This window comes from Candidatus Poribacteria bacterium, from assembly GCA_026706025.1.
GTDB lineage: Bacteria > Poribacteria > WGA-4E > WGA-4E > WGA-3G > WGA-3G.
Genome location: JAPOZO010000100.1, coordinates 39,462 through 63,644, shown reverse-complemented (window position 1 = coordinate 63,644; position 24,183 = coordinate 39,462). Strand labels below are relative to the sequence as shown.

The 24,183-nt window shown below is 49.2% G+C and carries 22 protein-coding genes; 15 read left to right on the top strand and 7 right to left on the bottom strand.

What is annotated here, in order from left to right:
- Positions 1-2 precede the first annotated feature (2 nt).
- Both OXH00_25670 and OXH00_25665 read right to left on the bottom strand, forming a co-directional pair.
- Positions 3-611, bottom strand: a complete 609-nt coding sequence (locus OXH00_25670; GenBank protein MCY3744418.1) for a 4Fe-4S dicluster domain-containing protein — start codon at positions 609-611, stop codon at positions 3-5.
- A 61-nt stretch (positions 612-672) separates the two neighbouring features.
- The gene (locus OXH00_25665) at positions 673-1,302 is read right to left on the bottom strand and encodes a transcriptional regulator (protein ID MCY3744417.1); all 630 of its coding nucleotides are present in this window, start codon (positions 1,300-1,302) and stop codon (positions 673-675) included.
- 830 nt (positions 1,303-2,132) lie between these two features.
- On the opposite strand from OXH00_25665, the gene OXH00_25660 reads away from it, so the two are divergent.
- The 3 genes from OXH00_25660 (at position 2,133) to OXH00_25650 (ending at position 5,670) form a co-directional block, all read left to right on the top strand.
- On the top strand, positions 2,133-2,939 hold the full coding sequence (locus tag OXH00_25660) for a phytanoyl-CoA dioxygenase family protein (GenBank protein ID MCY3744416.1): 807 nt from the start codon (positions 2,133-2,135) through the stop codon (positions 2,937-2,939).
- Between the two features lie 178 nt (positions 2,940-3,117).
- Positions 3,118-4,512: a sulfatase gene (locus OXH00_25655; GenBank protein MCY3744415.1), complete on the top strand. Its 1,395-nt coding sequence runs from the start codon at positions 3,118-3,120 to the stop codon at positions 4,510-4,512.
- Positions 4,513-4,848: 336 nt separating this feature from the next.
- Complete coding sequence (locus OXH00_25650; protein MCY3744414.1) at positions 4,849-5,670, top strand: phosphoenolpyruvate hydrolase family protein; 822 nt, start codon at positions 4,849-4,851, stop codon at positions 5,668-5,670.
- Between the two features lie 422 nt (positions 5,671-6,092).
- Here OXH00_25650 and OXH00_25645 read toward each other — a convergent pair whose 3' ends face one another.
- On the bottom strand, positions 6,093-6,380 hold the full coding sequence (locus tag OXH00_25645) for a hypothetical protein (GenBank protein MCY3744413.1): 288 nt from the start codon (positions 6,378-6,380) through the stop codon (positions 6,093-6,095).
- 114 nt (positions 6,381-6,494) lie between these two features.
- On the opposite strand from OXH00_25645, the gene OXH00_25640 reads away from it, so the two are divergent.
- The 10 genes from OXH00_25640 (at position 6,495) to OXH00_25595 (ending at position 18,063) form a co-directional block, all read left to right on the top strand.
- The gene (locus OXH00_25640) at positions 6,495-7,190 is read left to right on the top strand and encodes an ankyrin repeat domain-containing protein (protein MCY3744412.1); all 696 of its coding nucleotides are present in this window, start codon (positions 6,495-6,497) and stop codon (positions 7,188-7,190) included.
- Positions 7,163-7,351 (top strand): hypothetical protein, encoded by a 189-nt coding sequence (locus tag OXH00_25635; protein ID MCY3744411.1) that lies wholly within the window; start codon positions 7,163-7,165, stop codon positions 7,349-7,351. The genes OXH00_25640 and OXH00_25635 overlap by 28 nt, the downstream gene beginning before the upstream one ends.
- Positions 7,352-7,718: 367 nt before the next feature.
- The gene (gene purL / locus OXH00_25630; protein ID MCY3744410.1) at positions 7,719-10,115 is read left to right on the top strand and encodes a phosphoribosylformylglycinamidine synthase subunit PurL; all 2,397 of its coding nucleotides are present in this window, start codon (positions 7,719-7,721) and stop codon (positions 10,113-10,115) included.
- Between the two features lie 40 nt (positions 10,116-10,155).
- Positions 10,156-10,947 carry a phosphoribosylformylglycinamidine synthase I gene (purQ, locus tag OXH00_25625; protein MCY3744409.1) on the top strand — a complete coding sequence of 264 codons (792 nt, stop codon included), beginning with the start codon at positions 10,156-10,158 and terminating at the stop codon, positions 10,945-10,947.
- 242 nt (positions 10,948-11,189) lie between these two features.
- Positions 11,190-11,621: a hypothetical protein gene (locus OXH00_25620; protein ID MCY3744408.1), complete on the top strand. Its 432-nt coding sequence runs from the start codon at positions 11,190-11,192 to the stop codon at positions 11,619-11,621.
- A 338-nt stretch (positions 11,622-11,959) separates the two neighbouring features.
- A complete protein-coding gene (locus tag OXH00_25615) occupies positions 11,960-12,478 on the top strand; it encodes a hypothetical protein (GenBank protein MCY3744407.1) in 519 nt (172 codons plus the stop codon).
- A 112-nt stretch (positions 12,479-12,590) separates the two neighbouring features.
- Positions 12,591-14,318: a UvrD-helicase domain-containing protein gene (locus OXH00_25610; GenBank protein ID MCY3744406.1), complete on the top strand. Its 1,728-nt coding sequence runs from the start codon at positions 12,591-12,593 to the stop codon at positions 14,316-14,318.
- 47 nt (positions 14,319-14,365) lie between these two features.
- A complete protein-coding gene (locus tag OXH00_25605) occupies positions 14,366-14,575 on the top strand; it encodes a hypothetical protein (GenBank protein MCY3744405.1) in 210 nt (69 codons plus the stop codon).
- A 390-nt stretch (positions 14,576-14,965) separates the two neighbouring features.
- Positions 14,966-16,876, top strand: coding sequence for a hypothetical protein (locus OXH00_25600; GenBank protein MCY3744404.1), 1,911 nt, complete (start codon positions 14,966-14,968; stop codon positions 16,874-16,876).
- Between the two features lie 170 nt (positions 16,877-17,046).
- Entirely contained in the window at positions 17,047-18,063 is a 1,017-nt protein-coding gene (locus tag OXH00_25595; GenBank protein MCY3744403.1) for a Gfo/Idh/MocA family oxidoreductase, read from the top strand.
- Positions 18,064-18,112: 49 nt separating this feature from the next.
- Here OXH00_25595 and OXH00_25590 read toward each other — a convergent pair whose 3' ends face one another.
- Both OXH00_25590 and OXH00_25585 read right to left on the bottom strand, forming a co-directional pair.
- Complete coding sequence (locus tag OXH00_25590) at positions 18,113-18,298, bottom strand: type II toxin-antitoxin system HicA family toxin (GenBank protein MCY3744402.1); 186 nt, start codon at positions 18,296-18,298, stop codon at positions 18,113-18,115.
- Positions 18,295-18,513: a type II toxin-antitoxin system HicB family antitoxin gene (locus OXH00_25585; protein ID MCY3744401.1), complete on the bottom strand. Its 219-nt coding sequence runs from the start codon at positions 18,511-18,513 to the stop codon at positions 18,295-18,297. Before OXH00_25585 ends, OXH00_25590 begins: the two co-directional genes overlap by 4 nt.
- 258 nt (positions 18,514-18,771) lie before the next feature.
- On the opposite strand from OXH00_25585, the gene OXH00_25580 reads away from it, so the two are divergent.
- Entirely contained in the window at positions 18,772-19,803 is a 1,032-nt protein-coding gene (locus tag OXH00_25580) for an SMP-30/gluconolactonase/LRE family protein (GenBank protein ID MCY3744400.1), read from the top strand.
- 208 nt (positions 19,804-20,011) lie between these two features.
- Here OXH00_25580 and OXH00_25575 read toward each other — a convergent pair whose 3' ends face one another.
- Positions 20,012-21,418, bottom strand: a complete 1,407-nt coding sequence (locus OXH00_25575) for an amidase (protein ID MCY3744399.1) — start codon at positions 21,416-21,418, stop codon at positions 20,012-20,014.
- Between the two features lie 356 nt (positions 21,419-21,774).
- Here OXH00_25575 and OXH00_25570 point away from each other — a divergent pair, with 356 nt between their 5' ends.
- Positions 21,775-23,028, top strand: coding sequence for a hypothetical protein (locus tag OXH00_25570; protein MCY3744398.1), 1,254 nt, complete (start codon positions 21,775-21,777; stop codon positions 23,026-23,028).
- A gap of 290 nt (positions 23,029-23,318) precedes the next feature.
- Here OXH00_25570 and OXH00_25565 read toward each other — a convergent pair whose 3' ends face one another.
- Entirely contained in the window at positions 23,319-24,182 is an 864-nt protein-coding gene (locus tag OXH00_25565; GenBank protein ID MCY3744397.1) for a phytanoyl-CoA dioxygenase family protein, read from the bottom strand.
- Between the last annotated feature and the right edge of the window lies 1 nt (position 24,183).

Below are 24,183 nucleotides of genomic sequence, written 5' to 3'. Positions count from 1 at the left end.
CCCTAATCCACAAGTATCTCTCCCGCGATATAGGGTTCAATCACTATTGACTTCGGGGCAGTCGGACACGCATACTGACACACCCCACATCCTGTGCATCCGGATTCGATCACCTCTACAACACCATCTACCGTGAGATGGATCGCATCCGCGCCAATAGGACATGTATCAACGCAGTAGGTGCAAGCCACTTCCTTCGTACGAAGACAGGTTTCACCGTTGAAAACTGCCAATCCTATTTTAATGTCTTCAGCATAAACGGGCTGCAGCGCACCACTTGGGCAGACGTACATACATGCCAATGAATCGCAGATAACGCACGGTTGTTCATCAGGATCAATGTAAGGTGTATTGACAAGGTCAGGCTGTGCGCTCTCTTCTAATGGGAAAATAGCGTTTGCCGGACAGTTTTTGACGCAGTTACCACACCGATGGCATTTCTCCAAGAATTCCGATTCGGGCAATGCACCAGGAGGCCGCAAGAGATTTCTACTCGGCGCTTCAACAGGCACATGCTCACTTAGCCCATCATCGAGAAATTCGGCGACGGGTTGCATGAGTTGATTCAGGGCTTCCTTGAAAAAGCCGCGCCTCCCGGTTTCACGAGCCATTCTATCGTTTTCCTTGGGTTATCCTTGAAAATTGTGGGCTGCCCTCATCACACCTCAGCGACTACTCAGTGGGTTTAGGGATCCGGTAGCAACATCTGTGGCTTCCTTGCATCAGATATTCTTCGCGAACAACCTTCGCACCTAAGGATTGCCGGAAAAGTGCCAATTCAATCTCACACACGTGTGGATACTCTTCCGCAATTGCCACGATAGGACAGTTATGTTCAATCAAGACATAGTCGTCCTCATTCTCATCGAAACGTGCCATGTATCCCTCTTCATCACGGATACGCGCAAGTTCCTTGACGCGCTCACACAGCGTTTTGCCTTCCAGCCGTAACTGGTACGCCTCCAACTGCGCTTTCATACGCCCACGGAAGACTTTGTTGATGAAACCGGGACCGTTAAATTTTGCCACCTCATGCATCAACCCAACAGCAAAGTTGGCATAAGTCGTCGGAAAGAGACTGTTGGCTTCATCGGTTAATTGATAAACGTGAGGCGGACGACCTCGTCCCTGCTTTTCTTGGTAGTGTGCAACCAATCCCTCCGCTTCAAGTATAGCGAGGTGTTGTCGGACTCCCATCTGGCTGATATGCAAGGCATCTGTGAGTTGACCGACAGTCATGCCAGCACGCATTTTCAGCAGCTGCAGGATTCGCATGCGGGTTTCGCTCATTTCGCAATTCACGGGATTTCCTCAGTAGTATGGGGTAAACTCAATATCGGCTAACAAATAATACGCTACACTCTTTATAGTAAAATCCGAAAATAAGTTTACACTTGTCGCTCGTAGGGGTGTTTTTGCTTGGGTGTTTCTTCGAGGTTACCCAACCCCTACGGCTCCCATGTGTGCAAATAATTACGGACTCTACTATAATATACTAAAGTTTGGACAATCTTTGTTTAGTGGGCGTTGTGTTTCAAAGACGTGTCTATTTTTCCGAAAGTTTCGCAGACGCAAGGAAACCGAAGAAAAATCCCCACTCCGTAGGAGTGTTATGTCTATAGAACTCGGTCTATCCAAACTCCCGCACTCCGTAGGAGTGCTATGTATCTTGCCTCCGGAGTTTTGCTTGGGTGTTTCTGCGGATTTCTTCTCCGCTGCCTGCCCCGATGAAAAATGTCCAAAGCTTAGTATAATATAACCTTTAAAAACAGTATATCACATTCACATATCACAATTCAACATATTTTATAATTACCAGTCATCATACTTCGCAGTGAGAACAGTTGTTATGCTTCGCAGTGAGAACAGTTAAAGAGGGTTGCTGTTGGTTGACCAGTAACCTCAACTGCTACAAGAACTCTCTTAACTGACAACTGATAACTGATAACTGATAACTATTAAAACTGACAACTGATAACCGATAACTGAAAACTATTCCCTCTGACAACTGATAACCGATAACTGGTAACAGTCCGCCATTTTTCTTTTGTCTATATATCATTTCTATGATACAATTTTGTAAAGGGGAAGTGCAAACCCTCAGTCAGAAAAACTAAAGGAGCAAGTGGAAAATGCAACACGAACTCACCACAGAACAAATCAATTTTTATCAGGAAAACGGGTTTCTTGTCATTGAAAATTTCCTTGATGCCGACGAACTCAAAGAATGGCGGCGATGCACCGACGAATCTGTCGAAGAACGTCTCGGCACATCCGTTGAACACATGACGAACCAATTGGATCCGTCTAATTTCTATGCCCGGGTCTTTACGCAATGCCTCCGCTTGGCTGATTCACATCCGGGCATGCGAAAACTCGTACACGACCCAAAAATCGGAAAGATGGCAACACAACTCGCCGGTGTTGACGGGATGCGGATATGGCACGACCAAGCACTCATTAAGCCGCCGTCCGGGAACCCGACAGCATGGCACCTCGATGTCCCTTACTGGTCATTTGACTCACGGGATGCCGTTTCGTTCTGGGTCGCATTAGACGATGCTACGCTCGCGAACGGGTGTATGTGGTATCTACCCGGCACCCATAAAACCGCACGCTTTGATAACGTCGGCATCGGTGAAAACATAGGGGCGTTGTTTAATGTGTACCCGGAATGGAAGGAATTTGAACCCCAATCCGCTCCCTGTCCTGCAGGCTCTATGGTATGGCACAACGGCTTATGCGCACACGGTGCAGGCGCGAACATGACTTTCTCCCATCGCCGAGCAATGACGTGTGGTTTTATGCCTGACGGATGCACCTTCAATGGAAAGAAAAACATCTTGCCGGAACCCTATTTTAGCTCGCTCGAAATCGGTGATGTGCTTGACAATAATACCCAAAATACACTCGTCTGGCACAAGGATTGGGAGACATAGTCGTCAATTTTCAGTTAACAGTTTTCAGTTCGGTTTTTCTCTCATTGCGAGGCATGAAAAAACCTTTCAGTTTTAAGAAAGAGAGTTTCGGATTACCAAAAACCTCTTAACTGACAACTGACAACTGACGACCGATAACGACTCTAACTGATAACTACTAAAAAAGGAGAATCTAAACATGGCGAAACAGCCAAATATCGTACTGATGGGCATCGACTCGCTCCTCGCAACACACATGAGTTGCTACGGGTACCACAGACTCACGACACCGCACATCGATCGGTTCGCAGAGGGTGCCACCCTCTTTGAAAAAACCTACAGCGCACATATCCCGACAACGAGTGCTTACGCCTCTATGCTCACGGGGTTAGATACGTTCAGCACGCAGGTGGTCGCGCTACGCCATCAAGGCCCGCTCCGCGAAGAGGTCAAAACGTTAGCAGAAATCCTACGAGAAGCAGGTTACGACACCACCTGTGTCGGATTTGGGGGACCAAGCGCACGTGGGTTTGACACTTATCTTGACTTCTCTGGCTGGGGACCAGATGACTCTGGACGCAGCCCGAAAGCAGAAAATCTCAACAAAACCACCCTCCCAGAACTGAATCGGTTGATTGACCAGAGCGACGAGAAACCGTTCTTCCTGTTCCTACGCCACATGGACCCGCACTCTCCTTACCTACCGCCCGCGCCTTATGAACGCGCCTTCTATCACGGCGACGAATGCGATCCGAGCAATAAATCCATGGAACCCGTGATGGCGTTTAAACCGTTTTGCGACTACTTCGCCACTTGGATGCCACCCGGAATCACCGATAAGGATTACGTCATCGCGCAATACGACGGCGCAATCGCTTACATGGATGCGTGTATCCAGACGCTTTTCAATGCACTTGAAACACGCGGTGTCATGGACGAGACCATCATCGTTATCAACGGCGACCACGGCGAAACGCTCTACGACCATGAATGCTGGTTCGACCACCACGGACTCTACGATGTCACCTTGCATGTACCGCTTATTATCCGCTACCCCGGTCGCGTGCCTGCTGGAAAACGGGTCTCAGGCTATAACCAACACAAAGACCTTGTCCCGACACTCCTTGAATTAGCAGACATCGAAACCGATATAGCATTCGATGGACAGAGCCTCACTTCCTTAATCAGTGGTGAGATAACTTCCTACGAGAGTGAGTTCTATATCACGGAATGCACCTGGATGCGCAAGCACGGTTGGCGGACACCTGAATGGAAACTCATCGTCGCCCTTGAACCCGACTTCCATTTCAAACCGCCCGTTGAACTCTACAATCTTATCCAAGATCCTGATGAGAACAACAACCTCGCTGATGAACATCCCGACATCGTCAATGTTCTTGAAACACGGATGAAAAGTTGGATTCGCCAGCGAGAACAGGAGACAGGGTTGCCGAACCCAATTATGAACCAAGGCGATTGGCACGGGCACAAAGGTGTCGGTCCATTCAAGACATCCGAACAGGCGTACGACACGATGCACATCGGAGATGCAGGCGCAGCGGCACGTTTACAAGCAAAATCAAGAGATGAATAGCGATTAGCCGTTAGCCATCAGCCGTTGGCAGTCAGCAAGAATGGCTTTCGGCTATCGACTGTCAGCAAAGAGGCGTTGAATTCACTAAACACTTCTTTTCTGACCGCTGAAAGGTTTTTTCGTGTGAAGATTAATAAAATATTTGGGTAATTCTATATTTTCTCCAGGCCCGGTAGGTTCGGTTTTGCGGCGTACACGCCCAAATGCGATCTGCATTCCTAACCGAACCGGACTTCTAAAAATTACCCGATTAAATTCTTAATCTTCATTAGAAAAAACCGACCTGACAGCCGACGGCTGACGGCTGATGGCTATTAAGCAAGGAAAGTTAAAAATATGCCAGATTATAGACGAGATGAAGTTTTAGGACGATTGAGAGCAGAGCTCGATAGCGGCAAACACTTGCTCGCTGTCGGTGCAGGAACAGGGATCACCGCGAAATTCGCCGAGCAGGGCGGCGCAGACCTGATCGTAATTTACAACTCCGGACGCTACCGCATGTCCGGCTTTGGCTCTTGTGCGGGACTCTTGGCTTACGGCGATGCGAATGCCATCGTCATGGAGATGGGAGAACGCGAGGTCCTACCTGTCGTCAAAGAGACACCCGTTATCGCCGGGGTCAACGGCACAGACCCGACGCGTCGGATGAGCAACTTCCTCAAACAGGTTCGCGATGTCGGCTTTGACGGCGTAAATAACTTCCCCACCGTCGGCGTGATTGACGGTACGTTTCGCGTGACACTCGAAGAGACAGGGATGGGTTTCTACAAAGAGGTCGAGACCATCGGCATTGCCCACGAGATGGATCTCTTCACAATTGTCTATGTCTTCAACCCTGAAGAATCCGAGAACATGGCGAAAGTCGGTGCGGACGTTATCATCGCGCACATGGGCACGACAATAGGCGGCACAATTGGTGCGGAAACCGCTTTCACACTTGAGGATGCAGCCGTGCGTGTCCAAGAAATCTGCGACGCTGCGCAATCGGTAAATCCGGACGTTATCTGTCTCGCGCACGGCGGTCCGATCTCAAAAGCACCAGAAGCAGCATTCATTAATGAAAAAACGGACACCGTCGGCTTTGTAGGTGCCTCCAGTATTGAACGCTTCGCGTGCGAAGAGAGCATCCCGCGCGTTACAGCCTCTTTTAAGGAATGAAAGTCGGATCACGCAAATTACAGTCTGTAGGTTGGATTAAACACAGCAAAATCCAACCTACTAAATAATCCAAGTTGCTGCTAACGGATTTCGAGCGTTTCAACACAGTTTTTTAGACACTTTCCCCACCCCAGATGAAGATTGAGAATTTAATCGGGTAATTCTAAGACGTATGATTAACAAGTAGATCGGTTCGTAGTAGTGCGATTCATCGCACGTTGCGTAGTGACAATAACCCAATTTATTTGTTAAACCTCATGAGGGGTCCTATTGCTTCGCAGCGGAAATAAATAGGTGGCAACTTGCGTTACTATAACATGCGATATACAAACAGAGAAAACACCGTAATGAACCTTTGGAAAAAAAACAACCTTTTCTTTATAGGCGTGCTGGTAGGATGCCTGCTCTTTAGCATTGTCCTATCAGTGCAAGGCTTCAGCTCGCTGGAACATACGCTCAAGATACGACATCACCTCATGATACATGTAGTGCATAAGGATCACTGGATCATCGGTTACGTGTATCTCGACGACTGCCGCCCAGAAGATGAAAAAAATGCCGCGGAACTGGAAAAGGCAATCACCACCGCCTTGCAGCTGTGGCTCCAACCCCTGCGCGACATGAACACCGCGCAACCGATAGTCAATGACTTCCGATACAAGCACAGGGGGGTTCTGCACAGGGAGGATCTGCACAAGGAGGCTCGGCACAGGGAGGATCTGCGCGAGGAGGATCTGAGGATAGTTGTGAATTGTGTCAACGAAGAGAGAGCTTCTAGAGCAATAGTGATTTCTAAAGGACTTATACTAACGCCTGGAGTCGAAATGCGCACGGGTAGCGCAATAAACGGACTCTTCAAAAGAACCCTCTTACACGAGATAGGACACACCTTTGGTTTAGGAGACACCTATGTCGGTAGACTGGAGAAACCTGACGTTAGCACGGGAAGACTCCGGGCCACCGTGGGCACACAACCCGCCTCAATCATGTCTCACCTTAACTTTCAAGCTGACCCACTTGGCGGTATTGGCAAGGATGACGAAAACGGCATCATCTGGCTCTACAAGCATATCCACGAGAAACTGCCACTCGAAGACTGTTTTTTCCCTAACTACGAACTGGAAAAGTCCCCCGATGGCTGCCGGCCGAAGTATCCGCTCATCTTTGAAATTAAGCAGGCAGACGCAAAATATGCGCTGCAAATTTTACGCGAAGATAACAAGCTTGACATCAACGCCATCGACGGCGACGGCTTGACTGCCCTGCACCATGCGGTTTTGAATAGATATGCCCATGTTGTTAGGGTATTGCTCGCGCGCGACGGTATAGACCCCGACATCAAAGACAAAAGCGGCAAAACGCCTTTGCAAGTAGCGCGTGAACTCGGGTTTGATGATTTAGTGGGGCTCTTGACACCCGTGCCCGACAAAGAACCTGAGCAAGAAGTGGAGGATATTCGGCCTGTTTCCGCCAAAATGAACCTGACCACCTTGTGGGGCGCACTAAAAAGGGAGCGATAGACTTTGGTCTGATACACGAGAGTAGGGTCTACATTCCAAACCTAAGGACGGCATTTATCAACGAGAAAACGGATACCGTCGGCTTCGTCGGTGCCTCCAGTATTGAACGCTTCGCCTGTGAAGAGAGCATCCCACGCGTCACTGCTTCATTTAAAGAATGAAATCAGCAACTTGTAGCATAACCTATTAGGTTGTGCAATCGTATCCATGTAGCATAGCCTGTTAGGCTGTGCATCGTGTAACATAGCGATAGGTGTCATTTTAAGAAAAAACAACTATCTTGGTACCAGGCCCGGTAGGTGCGGTTTTGCGGCGTACTCGACCAAATGCGACCTGCATTCCAACAGAACCGGATTTTAATCAAAATCTTAGATGTTTTAGACCTCTCTTCAGTCCTGTAAGGACGCTATGTTTATAGAAAAGGGTTGTAGAAAGCGATTCAGCCCTGTAAGGGCGGTATGTTTATATCATCAATGATTTGCAGCAAAATCTCTTCAAGAAGACAACGAGTAAATAGTGGAGAAATTAATGTCCAACACAGTTAACGAAATAGATATCCTAAGTGCGGATGACGCTGAACTAATGCGGATCAGCCGAGAGGGGACCCTATCCCTGAATCTCAACGAGATGAAGACGATCCAGACCCATTTCGGCGCGTTAGGTCGCAACCCAACCGATGTAGAGATAGAGACCATCGCCCAAACATGGTCTGAGCATTGCGTTCACAAAACGTTCAAAAGCATTATCCGCTATTCCGAAGAAGGAAAAGAACCCGAACAGATTGACGGTCTGTTTCCAACCTATATTCAGCGTGCAACTGAAGATATTGACAAACCGTGGTGTGTCTCTGTCTTTTCAGATAATGCAGGCATCATTGAATTCGATGAAACATTCAATCTCGTCTTCAAAGTAGAGACGCACAACCATCCATCAGCGATTGAACCTTACGGCGGTGCAGGCACCGGTATTGGCGGTGTCATCCGAGACTCACTCGGCACAGGACTCGGTGCGAAACCGATTCTGAATACGGATGTCTTCTGTTTCGGGATGCCGGATACACCTTATGCGGAGCTCCCAAAAGGCACGCTCCACCCGAAACGCGTCTTTAAAGGCGTTGTCGCCGGTGTCCGAGATTACGGCAACCGGATGGGGATCCCAACGGCTAACGGTGCCATCCTGTTTGATGCCCGCTATACCGCGAACCCGCTCGTCTTCTGCGGAAACGTCGGTCTAATACCGAGGAACAGATGCGAAAAATCCGTTGAACCCGGCGATCTGGTCGTGGCGATCGGTGGGCAGACCGGACGCGACGGTATTCACGGTGCGACTTTCTCCTCCGCTGAATTGGACGACACCTCCGAAAACCTCGGCAGTGTGGTGCAAATCGGCAACCCCATCATGGAAAAGAAAATCGTCGATGCGTTGCTACAAGCGCGGGACCGTAACCTCTATCGTTCGATAACCGATTGCGGCGCAGGTGGGTTCTCGTCTGCTGTCGGTGAGATGGGGGAACCCGTCGGTGCCGAGGTACATCTCGAACGCGTCTCCCTGAAATATGAAGGACTCGCACCGTGGGAAATTTGGCTCTCCGAAGCACAAGAACGGATGGTCATCGCCGTGCCACCTGAAAATCTATCGGAACTGATGGAGATCTGCGAGGCAGAAATCGTTGAAGCCACAGTCCTCGGGACTTTCACGGATACACATAGACTACAAGTTTTTTATCAAGGCGCGATCGTCGCCGATTTAGAGATGGAATTCCTGCACCATGGACTCCCGAAACCCGTGAAACAGGCGGTATGGCAGCCGCCGAAGCATCAAGAGATGCCCTCCCGAGACGCAGCAACGCAAGACTATACAGAGGATCTCAGAAAACTCCTTGCCAGTCCGAACATCGCCAGTAAAGAATCCGTCATTCGGCAATACGATCACGAGGTCCAAGGCGGTATGGTTATCAATCCACTCGTCGGTGTAGCAAACGACGGACCGAGCGATGCCTGCGTCGTCACGCCAGTTTTAGGCAGTCGGAAAGGCGTTATCGTCGCCAACGGCATCAACCCAAAATATAGCGACGTAGACCCCTATCTCAGTGCCGCTGCAGCGATTGATGAGGCTTTACGAAACATCGTCGCTGTCGGTGGTAGCCTTGAAAAGACCGCATTACTCGATAACTTCTGCTGGGGGAACCCAGACAAACCTGACCGTCTCGGCGAGTTAGTCCGCGCCGCGAAAGCGTGTTATGACATCGCAACCGCCTACGGCACACCCTACATCTCTGGCAAAGACAGTCTCTATAACGAATATCGCGACACAACAACCGGCGAGCAACGCGCGATTCCGTCAACGCTCCTTATTTCCGCGATTTGTGTCATCCCAGACATCCGTCACGCCGTTACAATGGATGTGAAGGCTCCCGGCAATTTTATCTATGTCGTCGGCAACACCTACACTGAATTAGGCGGTTCACACTACTTCGGTATCCACGGATTTATCGGAAACACCGCACCTGCTATCCGTCCCGATGAAGGTAAATTGACGATGGAACGCCTCAGCACTGCCATCAATAATGGATGGGTGCGTTCCTGCCACGACTGTTCCGAAGGCGGGATCGGCGTGGCAGTCGCAGAGATGGCTTTTGCTGGCGGATACGGGATGTCCCTGAACCTTGACGACATTCCCACAGGCGACGAGATTACCGCTGACGACTATCTCCTCTTTTCGGAGTCAAACAGCCGTTTCATTGTAGAGATTGAGCCACAACACCGAGACGCTTTTGAAACCCACATGGCGGATGTACCTACAGGATACTTCGGCACTGTCATAGACGCTCCAAACTTCACTATCAAAGGGAAAGCAGGACACACGATTATCGAAACCTCAATTGATGCTCTTAAATTCGCATGGCAAACACCGTTGCATTCGTAACTTTTCAGCAAGTTGTGTGTTCTATTCATAGGAGATAAAAATGACGGAACCTAAAGTACTCATCTTACGAACTGCTGGGACTAACTGTGATGCAGAAACAGACACCGCGTTTCAACTCGCCGGTGCTCAGACCGCGTTAGTCCACATCCAGAACCTCATATCCGGAAAAGTTAACCTAACCGACTATCAGATCCTCGCGATTCCCGGCGGTTTCTCCTACGGCGACGACATCGCAGCCGGTATTCTACTGGCAATTGAGATGAAACACAAATTGACGGACGTGCTGCACCAGTTCGTCGCAGACGGTAACCTCGTCATCGGTATATGCAATGGATTCCAAGTACTCGTCCGGACAGGCTTGTTGCCGGGTACAGAGGCATCCGCAGAGATGACGCAACGCTCGACACTCGCAATGAACACCTCCGCAAAATTTGAGTGTCGGTGGGTAGATTTAGAGACACAAGAAAGTCCGTGTGTCTTTACCAAAGGCATCAAACCACGTGTCTATCTGCCCGTCGCGCATGCTGAAGGACGGTTCACTGCACCAGCAGATGTATTGGCTGAATTAGAAACACACAATCAAGTTGTGTTTCGATATGCAGAGAGCAAATATCCGAGCAATCCGAACGGTTCGGACGCCGATATTGCTGGCATCTGTGATGCAACAGGCAGGATTTTCGGTTTAATGCCACACCCGGAACGGTTCTTGACAAAATGGAATCACCCACGCTGGACACGGCTCCCAGAAACACAAGACACCGCTTCTGAAGAAGGCGATGGACTCGCCATCTTCAAAAACGCTGTTAATTACGTCAAAGCGAATCTCCTGTAGGAGCGAATTGTGGGCGTTACCTCACCCTTATTCGCTTTTTCTACTATAATCTCCAGACAACTGCCGAATTATAGTAAAATCCGAAAATATGTTCACACTCGTAGCATAGGCTGTTAGCCTGTGGCTCCGTGATGTGTAAGTAATTACAGACTCTACTATAAACGATAACCCGTTTTTGACAGGGGTCCCCACCCGTTACTGGGAAGGGGGGAAAAAACGGAGCAGAAACCTAATAATTAAAAATGGATAAATTGTCGCGGCGTCTCCTTCCATTCTATATGAAATTGCCCATCTTTTGGGCATTTATCGTGCTTTCGGTACTGGGGCAGCTCCTCTGGGTTGCCGTCATTTCGCAAGACGTTCGTATTGACCTCCGTTGGTCAAGTTTCGGCTTCGGTTTAGGAATCGCCCTGGGGTTTATGCAGGGGAAGTGGAACTCTCGCCTGTGGCAGCAATCGTATTTAAAGGTTTTAAAGCGGCAGATAACCTTCTGGGAAGCAAAAGGGGCGAAACTCCTAACCTTTTACACATGCGTTGCACTCGGATTGCCGATTTTCTGTCCGTTCCTCATCCGCTCACTCGACACGTTGGTAGGCATCCAATCCTACGTCTTCGGCTTCATCGGCGCGATGAACGTGGCATTGCTATTATGGGTCCGGCGCATCCCGAAATGAATTAGGAATAGTTTTCAGCTGTTGGTAGGAGAGCTTTGATGTATGTCAAACATTCTTTGACTGAATACTGGTTGAAAAATTGGCACAGGTGTGGTAAACTTCATGTAGGATAACCCAAGTTGCTACTAACAGATTTTGGTGTTTTTGCTTGGGTATTTCTGCGTATTTCTGCGTATTTCAACAACACTTTTCAAGTATTTTCTTCACCCCGTAGGGGTGCTATGTCTATAGAAACGGTGTATCTAAGGTACCGCACCCCGTAGGGGTGCTATGTCTATAAATAGGTAGCAACTTGCGTTAAGATAGACGAGCTCACAACTATTGCTGGAGAATTCAATATGCGTCCACTGACAATTTCTTTACCAGACTATCTATATGAAAAACTGACGCAACAAGCAAAAGTATCTAAAATTTCACTTGAAGATTTTGTGTTGTTTCAACTCGAACGCGACGAAGTAAGAGACACCGCTCTAACTTTTTTACGAAAGCGCGCGGGTAGATGCTTGATGGCAAAAGAACCTATTCTTAAAGAATCAACGCCACCTTTATGGATAGTTCCTATTTTTACCAATGTTGACCCTCCTGTTGAAGTTGGAGAAATACGTGTTAATGCTGGGACTGGAGAAGTTTTAAGTACAAAGATGGACGTGGCTGAAATGATTAGGACGGGACATGTTAGTTTCGGATTTGAACCTCTACCCGTAGAAAAACAAGAACGTTTAGCAGAACTCTTGGCATTAAACGGTGAAAAAATGTTAGAATCGGAAGAGACGCAAGAAATGGATGCACTCCTTGCTGAAGAGCAAGAACTCCAAATACGAAATCTCGAAACATTGGGGAAGCGGCTTTTGTCATAAGCGAGAGGGTTTTGTGAAAGTTTCAGAGACACTACTATCAATCAAATAGTGTTGAGGCATGAAAACCTCCGATAGTTTTGGAGGTTTTCGCACTTAATTAACCTACCCAAATATGAAACTCGATAGAAACCAAGAAAAAGCCGTTAACCACGTCACAGGCCCCGCAATCGTCATCGCAGGACCCGGCAGCGGCAAAACCACAGTCGTAACCGCACGAATCCTGAACCTCATCCAGACACATAACATCCCACCTTCACAGATCCTCGCCATCGCCTTTAACAGAAAAGCCGTTGAAGAGATGGAAACCCGAATCTCGCGGGAACTCACGGCATCCGAAACTGAAACCTCCCAAAAACCTGTTATCCGTACACTCCACGCCTTCGGCAAAGACATTATCACCGAAAACTATAAACGCGCAGAATTTAGCCATATCCCCGAAATCTGGTCGGGAGAGATTGACCAAATCATTGCAGAAGAACGGCGACAGATTGAACGCGAAGCCACCACAACCGAGGTCGCCATCTATAAAATCGAGCACAAAGAGACCGGTAAGTGCTACATCGGACAGACCACGAACCCAGAACGACGTGAAAAAGAACACTTCAACCATTCATCAAACGACAGACTCCGACAAGCCATCCGACATGAAGGCGAGACACAATTCAGTTTCAAAGTGATAGAACGGGTCAAAGGACGAGAAGCGAACCGTCGTGAAGCACACTGGATTGCGTACTACAGAGACCGCGCAAGCGTGTTCAACCGCGCAGATCCGCTACGGAGGCAGTACAGCAATCAACTCATCCTTGAGATGTTCTGCCAGCATTTCGGTATCCCTTACGAAGAAAATTTCGACACACACCCCGATTTCGAGAATCTCCGCGACCGTTTCGACGACATAAAAGAGACAGTCATGCGTGCGAAACGTCAAGTCATCACAGGGCTGTTCGACCCAACCACATTTGACGACCCTGTGGCGCGAGCATTTGCAATAAAATATGAATGCCTCAAAACCGAAGCAAACGCTGTCGATTTCGAGGACATGATTATCCACGCCGCGAACCTACTTGAGACCTGTCCCGACCTCCGCCAAACCTATCGCGACAAATACCCATACGTCCTTGTCGACGAGTTTCAAGATATTGCACCCGCCGACTTCCAACTGATTTCACGTCTTTCTGAGAACATCTTCGCTGTCGGTGACGACGATCAGGCGATTTACGGCTTTCGCGGCGGTAACTCAGAAATCATGCTGGCATTCACCAACCAACGAAACGTAACAAAATATGAAATCACGCGCAATTATCGTTCTACATCCACCATTGTTGAACACGCCAGAGCGTTGATTAAACGCAACGCACCCCGAATCCGAAAAAACCTCCGCGCCCACAACCCGATGCGACAGCACATAAAAACCGTAGAGACAACCCCTGAAACCATCGCAGCTGCTTTACGACGCGAGTTAGGATCATCACAAGAAACCGCCGTTTTAGCACGCACCAACTACGAAACCGATCAGATTCAAGCGATGCTTGCCAATAACCCAGCAGCCCCTGAAATAACAACAATTCACAAATCAAAAGGACGGGAGTGGGAAAAGGTTATCCTCATTCATAACACACTTGAGCGACGTTTCCCGCGTCCTGATAGTGAACTCACAGAGGAACGTCGTGTCTTCTATGTTGCGATGACGCGTGCCAAGGTGGAACTAATCGTCCTCGGCGGAAGGTGTCCATTCGTGCCAGAGTTCGAGAAAATCCACAAAAACCTCAACTACTATCTCCGTCAGTTCGCCTACTGGCAAGCGAGAAGGAAATTGAAAAAAGAAGGTGACGCAAAATAGGAGATGTGGTATAATTTTTATCAAAAAGCCAAAGGAGAACAGAAGAAATGACAAATGAAGAACTCTATCAGGTGATGAAAGACGGCTTTGATCAGGTCAGAGTAAACTTTGATCAAGTTAACCAGCGTTTTAATGAAATCAATCAGCGTTTAGATAGGGTGGATACTCGGTTAGATGGAGTGGATACCCGACTCCGCACCGTTGAGAATGGTATATCGGAACTCACGGGTAAGCAACAAGCAATTTCGGGAATGTGAAACTGGATAACGACCGCGTGTGCCGTTGGTGCTATTATCATCTCGATTATCGTCGCTATTTTCAAATAAACACTATTTCTGAATAACCGTTTCTCATGAACGGAAACCTGGTTCGTAGTGGCGCAATTCTGCGGCGTACTCGCCCAAATGCGACGTGCATTATTGCGCTTCCTACGATCTGAATGATGGCGGATATAATGTATATCATAAGACTTTAAAAAAGTGTTTTAGGTGTTATCCGCGTCAAAATAGACACTTTGCTGTGGGAAAATTAAAATCATAACCCTTAGGAAATTAAGTTCATAGTAGGACAATCCAGCATCTATTCAACGTTCAATAAAACATATCACAATAAACCCCAAGTTCAACCCCTATATGCCAGACGCGACCTTGAAAAACCAAGCTCCCCATCCGGGCGTAACCTTTCGTGCCATTGCACTCGGTTTGCTACTGATTCCGGTGAATACCTACTTCATCATGGCAAACCACCTCAAATTCTGGAGTACCCTCCCGACCACGATGTCGCTCATCTACAACGTGGTTATCACGTTGATGGTACTCATCCCGTTCAACCTACTGCTAAAGCGGTTCCTGCCAAAGTTCGCTTTCAGACAGGGTGAACTGCTGACGATCTTCGCCATGCTCTCGCTCTCTTCCGCAATTGCCGGGCACGATATGATGCAAACCGTCATCCCGACAATCTCGGACGGTTACTGGTTCGCAACCCCCGAAAACGAATGGAAACAACTTTTCTGGCGACACCTACCCGCGTGGCTGACCTCTAACAACGAAGCAAGCCTAAAATTGTTTTACGATGGCGAAAGCACGGTTTATCGGAAGGTACATCTGCTCGGATGGCTACGTCCTATCCTCTGGTGGACGGTGTTTCTGACCGTCCTTATCTGGGTGATGATCTGTATCGACGTTTTCCTCCGAAAACAGTGGATTGAGAGTGAACGGCTATCCTATCCGATTGTGCAGCTGCCACTGGAGATGACGAGGCTTGATGGACGACTCTTCAAGTCAAAAATGATGTGGCTCGGATTCGCGATTGCAGGCGGCATCAACCTCATCAACGGTATACATGTCCTCTTCCCTGAACTCCCCGAAATCCCAGTACGGCACGCCGAGATCGGTCAATACTTCACCCAAAAACCGTGGAACTCTATCGGTTGGACACCTATCTATATCCGCTCATTCGCTGTCGGACTCGCCTACCTAATGCCGTTAGAGATGTCATTTTCTGTCTGGTTCTTCTATTGGTTCTGGAAAGCAGAACGGATATTGGGCAGCGCGCTTGGACTCGATATCATGCCGGGGTTCCCTTACGACTGGCAACAGATAATGGGGGGCTACCTCGTACTCTCCTGCTTCGCGCTCTGGGGCGGACGACGCTTCTTTCTTCGCGTTGCGAAGCATATCTTTCGGGGGTACCACTCACCCGGTGAAATCGACGACAGCAGAGAACCGATGCGCTACCGCTGGGCAGCATTCGGATTAGTGGGTGGGTTGATATTTCTATTCGTCTTTTCACACCGAGGTGGGATGGCAATTTGGACAATCGGTCTCTATTTCCTTATTTACTACCTCTTATCCATGAGTCTCACCCGTATCCGTGCCGAAGTCGGTCCGCCGACGATTCGCACCTATGCAACACCGCACGGTATCCTTACCGACATCTTCGGCACCCGAATCCTTTCGCACGGTAGTTTGACGATGATGCGTCTCTACCTCACCTTCAATCGCGGTTCCCGTGCAAACCCGATGCCGCATACACTCGAAGGCTTCAAACTCGCCGAGGAATCAGGCATGCGTTCCGGCAGACTCATTGTCGCAATGATGTTCGCGGCAGTGGTAGGGATCCTCGCATCGTTTTGGGCATACCTCCTCGTCGGATACAATATCGGGGTCGTTAGTGATCTCGGCACAGGTGGGTACAACCTCCTCCAAAATTGGATCTCACACCCTACCGAAACCGACGCTGCCGCCGTGACTTTCATCGGTATCGGCGCACTCTTCACCGGCTTCCTCTGGTGGCTTCGGACAGTGTTCCCGTTCTGGCCCTTCCATCCAGCAGGTTACCTCGTCGCCGGTGAAAAATCGACGATCGGTAGACTCTGGTTCTCAATATTCCTCAGCTGGGGCATCAAAACGATATTGCTGAAAGTCGGCGGGATTCGGCTGTATCGCAAAGCCTATCCGCTCTTTCTCGGACTCATCCTCGGTGAATTCATGATAGGCGGTATATGGGTACTCATTCGGCTCTTTACAGGAGTACAGATGTATTCGTTCTACAGATAATAATAGTTGTCAGTTGAATTAGGTAACAGTTAACAGTTTGCCTCGCAGTGAGAGTTATCAGTTACAAGAGCCCTCTTAACTGAAAACTGAGTACTGTTAACTGACAACTGAAAACCGAAAGATTTTTTCGCAGAAAAAATCGTACTGAAAACTATTGAAGGAGCTAAAAAATGAAATTAGCAGTACTTTCCTATAGCCACCACGGACGCAGCATGGCACGCACCGCGAAAGAACTCGAACACGAGATTGTCGCGGTTATGGACAGCGAACCCAAACCTCGACAACAGTTAATCGACGATTTTCAATGTCCCGGATTCGAGACAGCAGCCGAGTGCCTCGACACAAGCAAACCGGACGCTGTGCTTGTCGCTGGTAAACACATTGAAATGGGGGAGCATGTACAGGCATGCGTAGATCGACGTATCCCCTACCTCTTAGACAAACCATTCGCAGATTGTGCCGATAGGCTCCGTCCTGCTGCTGAGGCATCCGAAAAACACGGTGTATTCAGCGCGCTTGTGCTACCGAACCGGGCAAGCCGAATCGTGAGTGTCGTCAAAGAGATGGTCGCTGATGGCAGCTTGGGAGAACTGACGTTATATAACAGCAGACTCAATAACGGTCCCCCATCCCGTTACGATCCGACACCCTCTTATTGGCACAACAATCCGAGCATATCCGGCGGCGGATGTTGGGCAGTTGAGGCAGCACACGGTATTGATACATTCCTCCAGTTCGTCGGCGACGAACCAATTACAGTCGTCGGTGCGGTTATGTCTAACGCCATGTACAGTCGAGGTGTCGAGGATAGCGGTATCGGCGTACTACGCACGGAGAGCGGGATCACCGGTATTATTGAATCCGGTTATAACTACCCGTCCGGCACACGCGGTGGCGATCATTTTTTTAGATTCATAGGAACGAAGGCATCCGTATTTGAGCAATATGGTCGCAACGGTGAACCCTTGATTGAAGTGCATACAACAGAAGGCGTGCAGTTCAGCGAAGACATCTCACACGGCGCAAGGATTCAGGGGATAATGGGCAAAGCATTTGACGCAATCCGCAACGACGACACCTTCGAGCCGACAGTTGCCGATGCAGTAAAGATTCTTGAAATTCAGGATGCCGTCTACGCACATGCCCGACAAGGCGTGGCAACACATGGACCGCATCCAATGGGTTAACACCGTTCCTGAGGTGTGGTAGGATCCCGCCACTCAGTAAATATAAGCCTTATGGAAACGGAATTTCCAAATTTTTACAAATTTTCCGCACTAAGAATCTGTTCAATTCCCGGTGTCTTGGGACAGGTGCGACACGCCGTGTTTGGCGATTAACATAAATAGTATGGTTGCCGCCTTCGCGAAAAAATTCACAACCATTCTTTTCAAGATGGCGAACGAACTCGCGCCTTTTCATAACCGCACAGAAATAGGTTCACGAATGACATCTTGTAACTCCGCGATATCTTCTTCAGCAAGGGCGCGATTCGCCGCAAGCGTCAGTTCAATTGCCTCTCGGAGATTTGCCCTCGTTTCTTCAAGCGTTTTACCTTGTGTATTCGCACCGGGCAATTCTTCGACAAATCCGATGTAACCCTCTGGAACTTTTTTGAAAACTGCGTTAAATTTCATCCTCGACCTCTCCTTTCATATCACTATATCATGACTAATACTCTTCTATTGACTTCATTCGTATTATTTGCGTTGCCGAGAACACGAGTAGGAAAAGGCACCGCCCCTACACCTTAGGGTAATTTGTATTATACTTGAGACTTAGATTAAAATGCAATTTTTTTACAATTTCTGTTGACAAGACGGCATAGCTAACGTATACTTTTTGGCACACGCGCTGGGATAGTTGTTTACAGTTAACGACAAAGGAGATCAAATATGCCGAATCTAAATGTTTCACAAACCCTCGCTTGCACTATTGCTGCAGGTCTCGCATTAGCACCTGCGTTGAATGGAAATGCTGCAGACAGCGACCCCATTATTGCACCGGGCGCGGAACTCACAGAACTCTTTAACGACGCACATTTCACAGAAGGACCCACCGTCGCCCCAGATGGCACAGTCTATTTCAGCGACATCACCTTCACAGATCAGACCGATATGCAAGCCGGACATATCATGAGATACAACCCGGAAACCGGTGAAACAACCGTTTTCCGTTCGCCGAGTGGGATGTCCAACGGTATGGAGTTTGACGCACAAGGTCGCTTGGTTGTTGCAGAAGGGGCTGATTTCGGGGGACGTAGGATTACCCGCACAGACATGGAAACCGGTAAAACTGAGATTATCGCCGGTCTCTATAACGGAAAACCTTTCAACTCACCGAACGATCTCGCGATTGATGAGCAAGGACGCATCTATTTCACGGACCCACGGTACGCCGGACACGAACCCGTCGAACAACCCATTTTTGGGGTCTATCGCATTGATCCTGACGGGTCTATTCATCTCGTTGTCACGGATGGCGGCAAACCGAACGGTGTAGCCGTCTCGCCGGACCAAAAGACCCTCTATGTCATCAGTCACGACAACGGCGCCATGGGTAGTAACCTCCCCGATGACATGGAACCCCATAAAGGACAGATGGCACTCCTCGCTTATGATCTCTCGCCGGAAGGCACCGCAACTTTCCGTAAAGTACTTGTTGATTACGCACCACAGGACGGGCCAGACGGTATGGTCGTCGATGCAGAGGGCAATCTCTGGGTGGCAGTGCGCGATGAAACCCGACCCGGCGTCCGCGTTTACACACCTGACGGTGAAGAACTCGCTTACGTCGAGACACCCGATAAACCCACCAATGTCGCATTTGGACACGGCAAAACGAACAAGACCCTCTACATCACAGCAGAACATTGCCTCTACAGCATCCAAACGACAAAAGAGGGGTATCGCCTACCACAGAAGTAGTGTTCTATGCAACCCCCAGGTCGGTAGGTTCGGTTTTGCGGTGTACCATAGGTGTCAATTTAAGAAAAATAACCGTCGCGACCCCCAGGCCGGTAGGTTCGGTTTCCTAACCGAACCGGATACTACGCGAAAACATTGATGACTTCAAAAACCTCTTCAGTTCCGTAGGATTTATTTACTTGGGTGTTTTTTCAACATTTGTGTAGAATTAAACATCCGGATGAAGATCCTGCCACGGTGTCGCGCTTTCATAAGACTGACCAACCTGACACAACAACGGCTCTGTCAAATGCTTCCCAACAAACTGGATACTCAACGGTAGCCCTTCGCTGTTCATGCCGCACGGCACAGATAGCGTCGGCGCGCCGTTGTAGTTGAACGGCACGGTGAACCGCTGGAACTTCGGTTCCCGGTCCCGGGGGTCATACGGTCCGTATAATACCTCTGGCGTGACAACGTGTGGGGGGGCGGACATCGACGGACACACCAACACATCAATCTCCGCAAACACCCGTCTGAGATGCCCTGTACATGCAGCTCGTAAATTGTTCGCCTTCGCGTATGCCGCCCCTGTTACCTTCGCACCCATATCAAGCCAGCCTTGGAACCAAGGCCCGTAGGCATCCCGTCGAAGGGGATAATAGGCCGCGTGTGCCACCACCGCCTCAGTAGCACACAGCGTGGGCCACACCGAGACGTATTCATCCACGTCAGGCAATTTAACTTCAACAATTTCAGCCCCTTGAGCCGAGAGGGTTGCCACACCCGCGCGCACCGCAGCAGCGAGTTCAACGTCAATACCGTGCGTCGCATAGTGCTCATCAAACCCGATGCGGACACCTCGGAGGTCCTGTCCAATTCGCTCAAGCATATTCGGCACCGGGGCAGGCAGAGAAGTCGGATCGTTCGGGTCAGAACCAGCGATCGCCGCCAGCATAATCCCCGCATCAGCCACACTTCGCGTCATCGGTCCGACATGATCCATCGATTCGGCGAGTGCAAGCACACCGTAACGACTCACTCTCCCCCACGTCGGCTTTAATCCGACAACACCACACGCCGCTGACGGAAAGCGAATGGAACCGCCTGTATCGCTACCGAGCGAACCGAAACACAACCCCGCCGCCGTTGCAACACCAGAACCGCTCGATGACGAACCCGTCCACCGATCGGGGTTCCACGGATTCTGGGGAATATCAAAATTCGGATTGTAGCCCCCCATCGCGCCTTCCGTCAGATTGAGCTTACCGAGCAGGATTGCACCCGCAGCAGCGAGTCTTGTGATGACTGTACCATCAAACGCAGGCACATGCTCCGCAAGCACCTCCACCCCGCCTATTGTCCGGATGCCCTTCGTAAAGCAGAGGTCTTTCACCGCAATCGGAACACCGTGAAGCGGACCGCGATACGTTCCGGCGTTAATTTCCTGTTCCGCTTCTTGTGCGGCAGCCATCGCCTGCTCTGCTGTCACCGTGGCGTAACTGTGCAACCGACTATCAAGCTGCTCAATGCGCGCCAGCATCGCAGCTGTCACTTCCACAGGCGATAATTGCTTAGAAGCAATATCTTCCGAAATCTCAGTAATAGTTTTGAAATAAAGTGGTGTTTCACACATATCCTTCCCTCTTGTTAAAAGTAGTAGACACAGTCACTGTGCCGTTCACCCTAAAAAGTAGTAGGCACAGTCTCTGTGCCGTTCACCCTAAAAAGTAGTAGGCACAGTCACTGTGCCGTTCACCCGTATTGATCTGCCCACTCCCCAATCTGTTGAACGGAAGATATTGGAGACTCCAAATTCAAGAAATCTGTGATAATCCGCAATTCAACGGAACGCAGTACATCATCATTTAACGAAAACCCTCTTACATTCATTGAACGCCAAAATTGTGTCGGTAGAGTGAAACGCAACATGAGTCCTAATCGTTTGTGTTTATAATCTCACGTTAGAATTAATGTAAGGAGAAGTCGTACATGACAAAAACAAAATTAGAAATTACTGATATGTCCCATCCTAACTGTGTTAAAACGGCGGTCGATGTCTTGACAACACTCGAAAGTATTCAGCGCATAAAGGTGAAGCTGCGCAAAATTGAATCTTTATCGTTAAGTTTCATCAGCGGTATCCTAATCGCTTTTTTCTCTATAGCCGGTTGTTCTGATATGCCTTATACCGGCTCAATGACGGCAACTAATGATATGGTAGACCAGTATATGGTGTCACCTAATGAAGAGTTCGTTTGCCTACAGAATGGTACCGATTCAGCATGTCTGACACTTATCCCCAAAGACACAGAAAAGGCAGATAGTGTCAATGGCCCCATCATTCATATTCATCCAGAAAAACTCGTTTATATGTTCTATCATGAAGGCAAGGAAATTGTACGCGCAGAAAAGATAATGGATACCACCGAGATTGTAGAGACATTGACAGAGGCGAAAGAAGATCCCTCGCCACAAACCGGTGTCCCGTCCGGTGACATTGTTGTCTCTGATGCCGATGAGGCACCACAGCCGCTCCCGCCGCCACCACCACAAGATACACCCACGGACGACACACAACAGCAGCCGCTCCCGCCGCCACCACCACAAGATACACCCACGGACGACACGCAACAGCAGCCGCTCCCGCCGCCACCACCACAAACCGGTGCTCAGCCTGGTGGCAATGTTGGCGATGATCCGAATGATAATAACAACCCGGACGACACACCACCGCCACCGCCACCACCACCGCAAGATCCGCCCAGTGATAACACACCACCACCACCGCCACCGCCACCATCGCTAACAAACAATCAACTCGGTACTGGTAACAGTGGGAATGTGGAACCAGATCCGCCCCGCCACCCTACGCCGGACGCAATGTACTACGGTGGAGAGTGGTCAGTGTCGGTGTACTACCCAGAAAACTACATGGGAACGCCTACAGTAGACAACCCTGGATTTACAATCACTTCAGGCGGCAGAAACATAACGATAAGAGAGATTGATGACCTAAGTTGCTATTCTATCCCCAGCTGGCCCTGTAACTCGCGCATCGATCCAAACAATCCAAGGACATACATTGCTCAAGCCCTCATTAAAACAACGGATTCAGCAATATCGGTTAACGTGGTATGGGATCAGAATCCTGTTAATTGGGAGGGGGATCCACCTTCACCGACTTACATGACCTGCTCCTGCGATCCACCTACAGGCAGAATAATAAGTGCTTCGATTAAATAATAACATGGAAATTATATAGGGCTTACGCATTTCCTTTTAAAGTCCCCCTGATAAGGGGGATTTGGGGGGTTAAATAACTGAAATACTCTCACTGCGAGGCATTTTTGGGTGAAATATATTGCTTTTGAACCCAATTTGCGTGAGTCCTGTTATAGTAACCTCAATTGTCCCGTTGGAGCATAAACTGTTCGTTTGGGTTTCCGGTCTGAACGCCTCTAACGGGCATTCAGACTGTTTGAGAGTGCCCAACTAAGATCAGGTCAAATCGGATATACCGCCGCTTTAAACGACTAATTCACACCACTCACACGCGGCCGTCCCAAAAGGCTCATCAACCGATCATCCGCATTTTTGATTACCTCTTCAGGCACAGGCACCCCGTTACAAAGACTAAACCGCCAATACGCCCAATACGCCGCATACTGCGATTGTATAATATAGCGCGTCTTGTTAGACAAGTTCGGCGCACCGCGGTGCCAACACTGCGGATCCTGTAAGTAAATATCGCCTGCCTTACAGAAAATAGAGACGGGTTTGTTGCCTTCAAATTCAGGATTTTCTTGGTCGTTCGGATGCCTACCGGAGTAGTGGCTCCCGGGAACATACTGCGTCGGTCCCTCTTCTATGGTATCAATATCGTTCAACGCCATCTGGACAGTAAACCACATCACAGGCATCCGTAGGCGTGGGTCGTGGCGTGGCATCTCCTCGGTGACAGGAAAATGCACAGAACCGTCCACATGCCACGTGTCAATCGAGAGTCCAGGGAGGTTCCGAAGCACATTCTGCCCACAAAACTTGCAGTTCTCACCGACAATCGCCTCCGCCAGACTCAGAATCGGTTCACGGAGGAGCATATCCCGGAAGATCGGATCCAATTCAATCGTATTCCGTAAAACGAAGGGGAGTGATTCCTTGGATTCAGCGTGCGCACCCATCTGGATATACCTAACATCCGCAAGGTCTGGATTCGTTCGCGCCATAAGTTCCGGGTCCGCAAAAAGTTCGTCCGTCTTCTCCCGTATCGCGCTCACCTCCCCATCTGTCAGCACTCCCGGAATATGCACAAACCCATCACGGAAGAATTGCTCGGCAATCTCCGCGGTTTTCTCTTCACTAAAACGCGCACCTTTAAGTATCGGACTGTTCGCCATG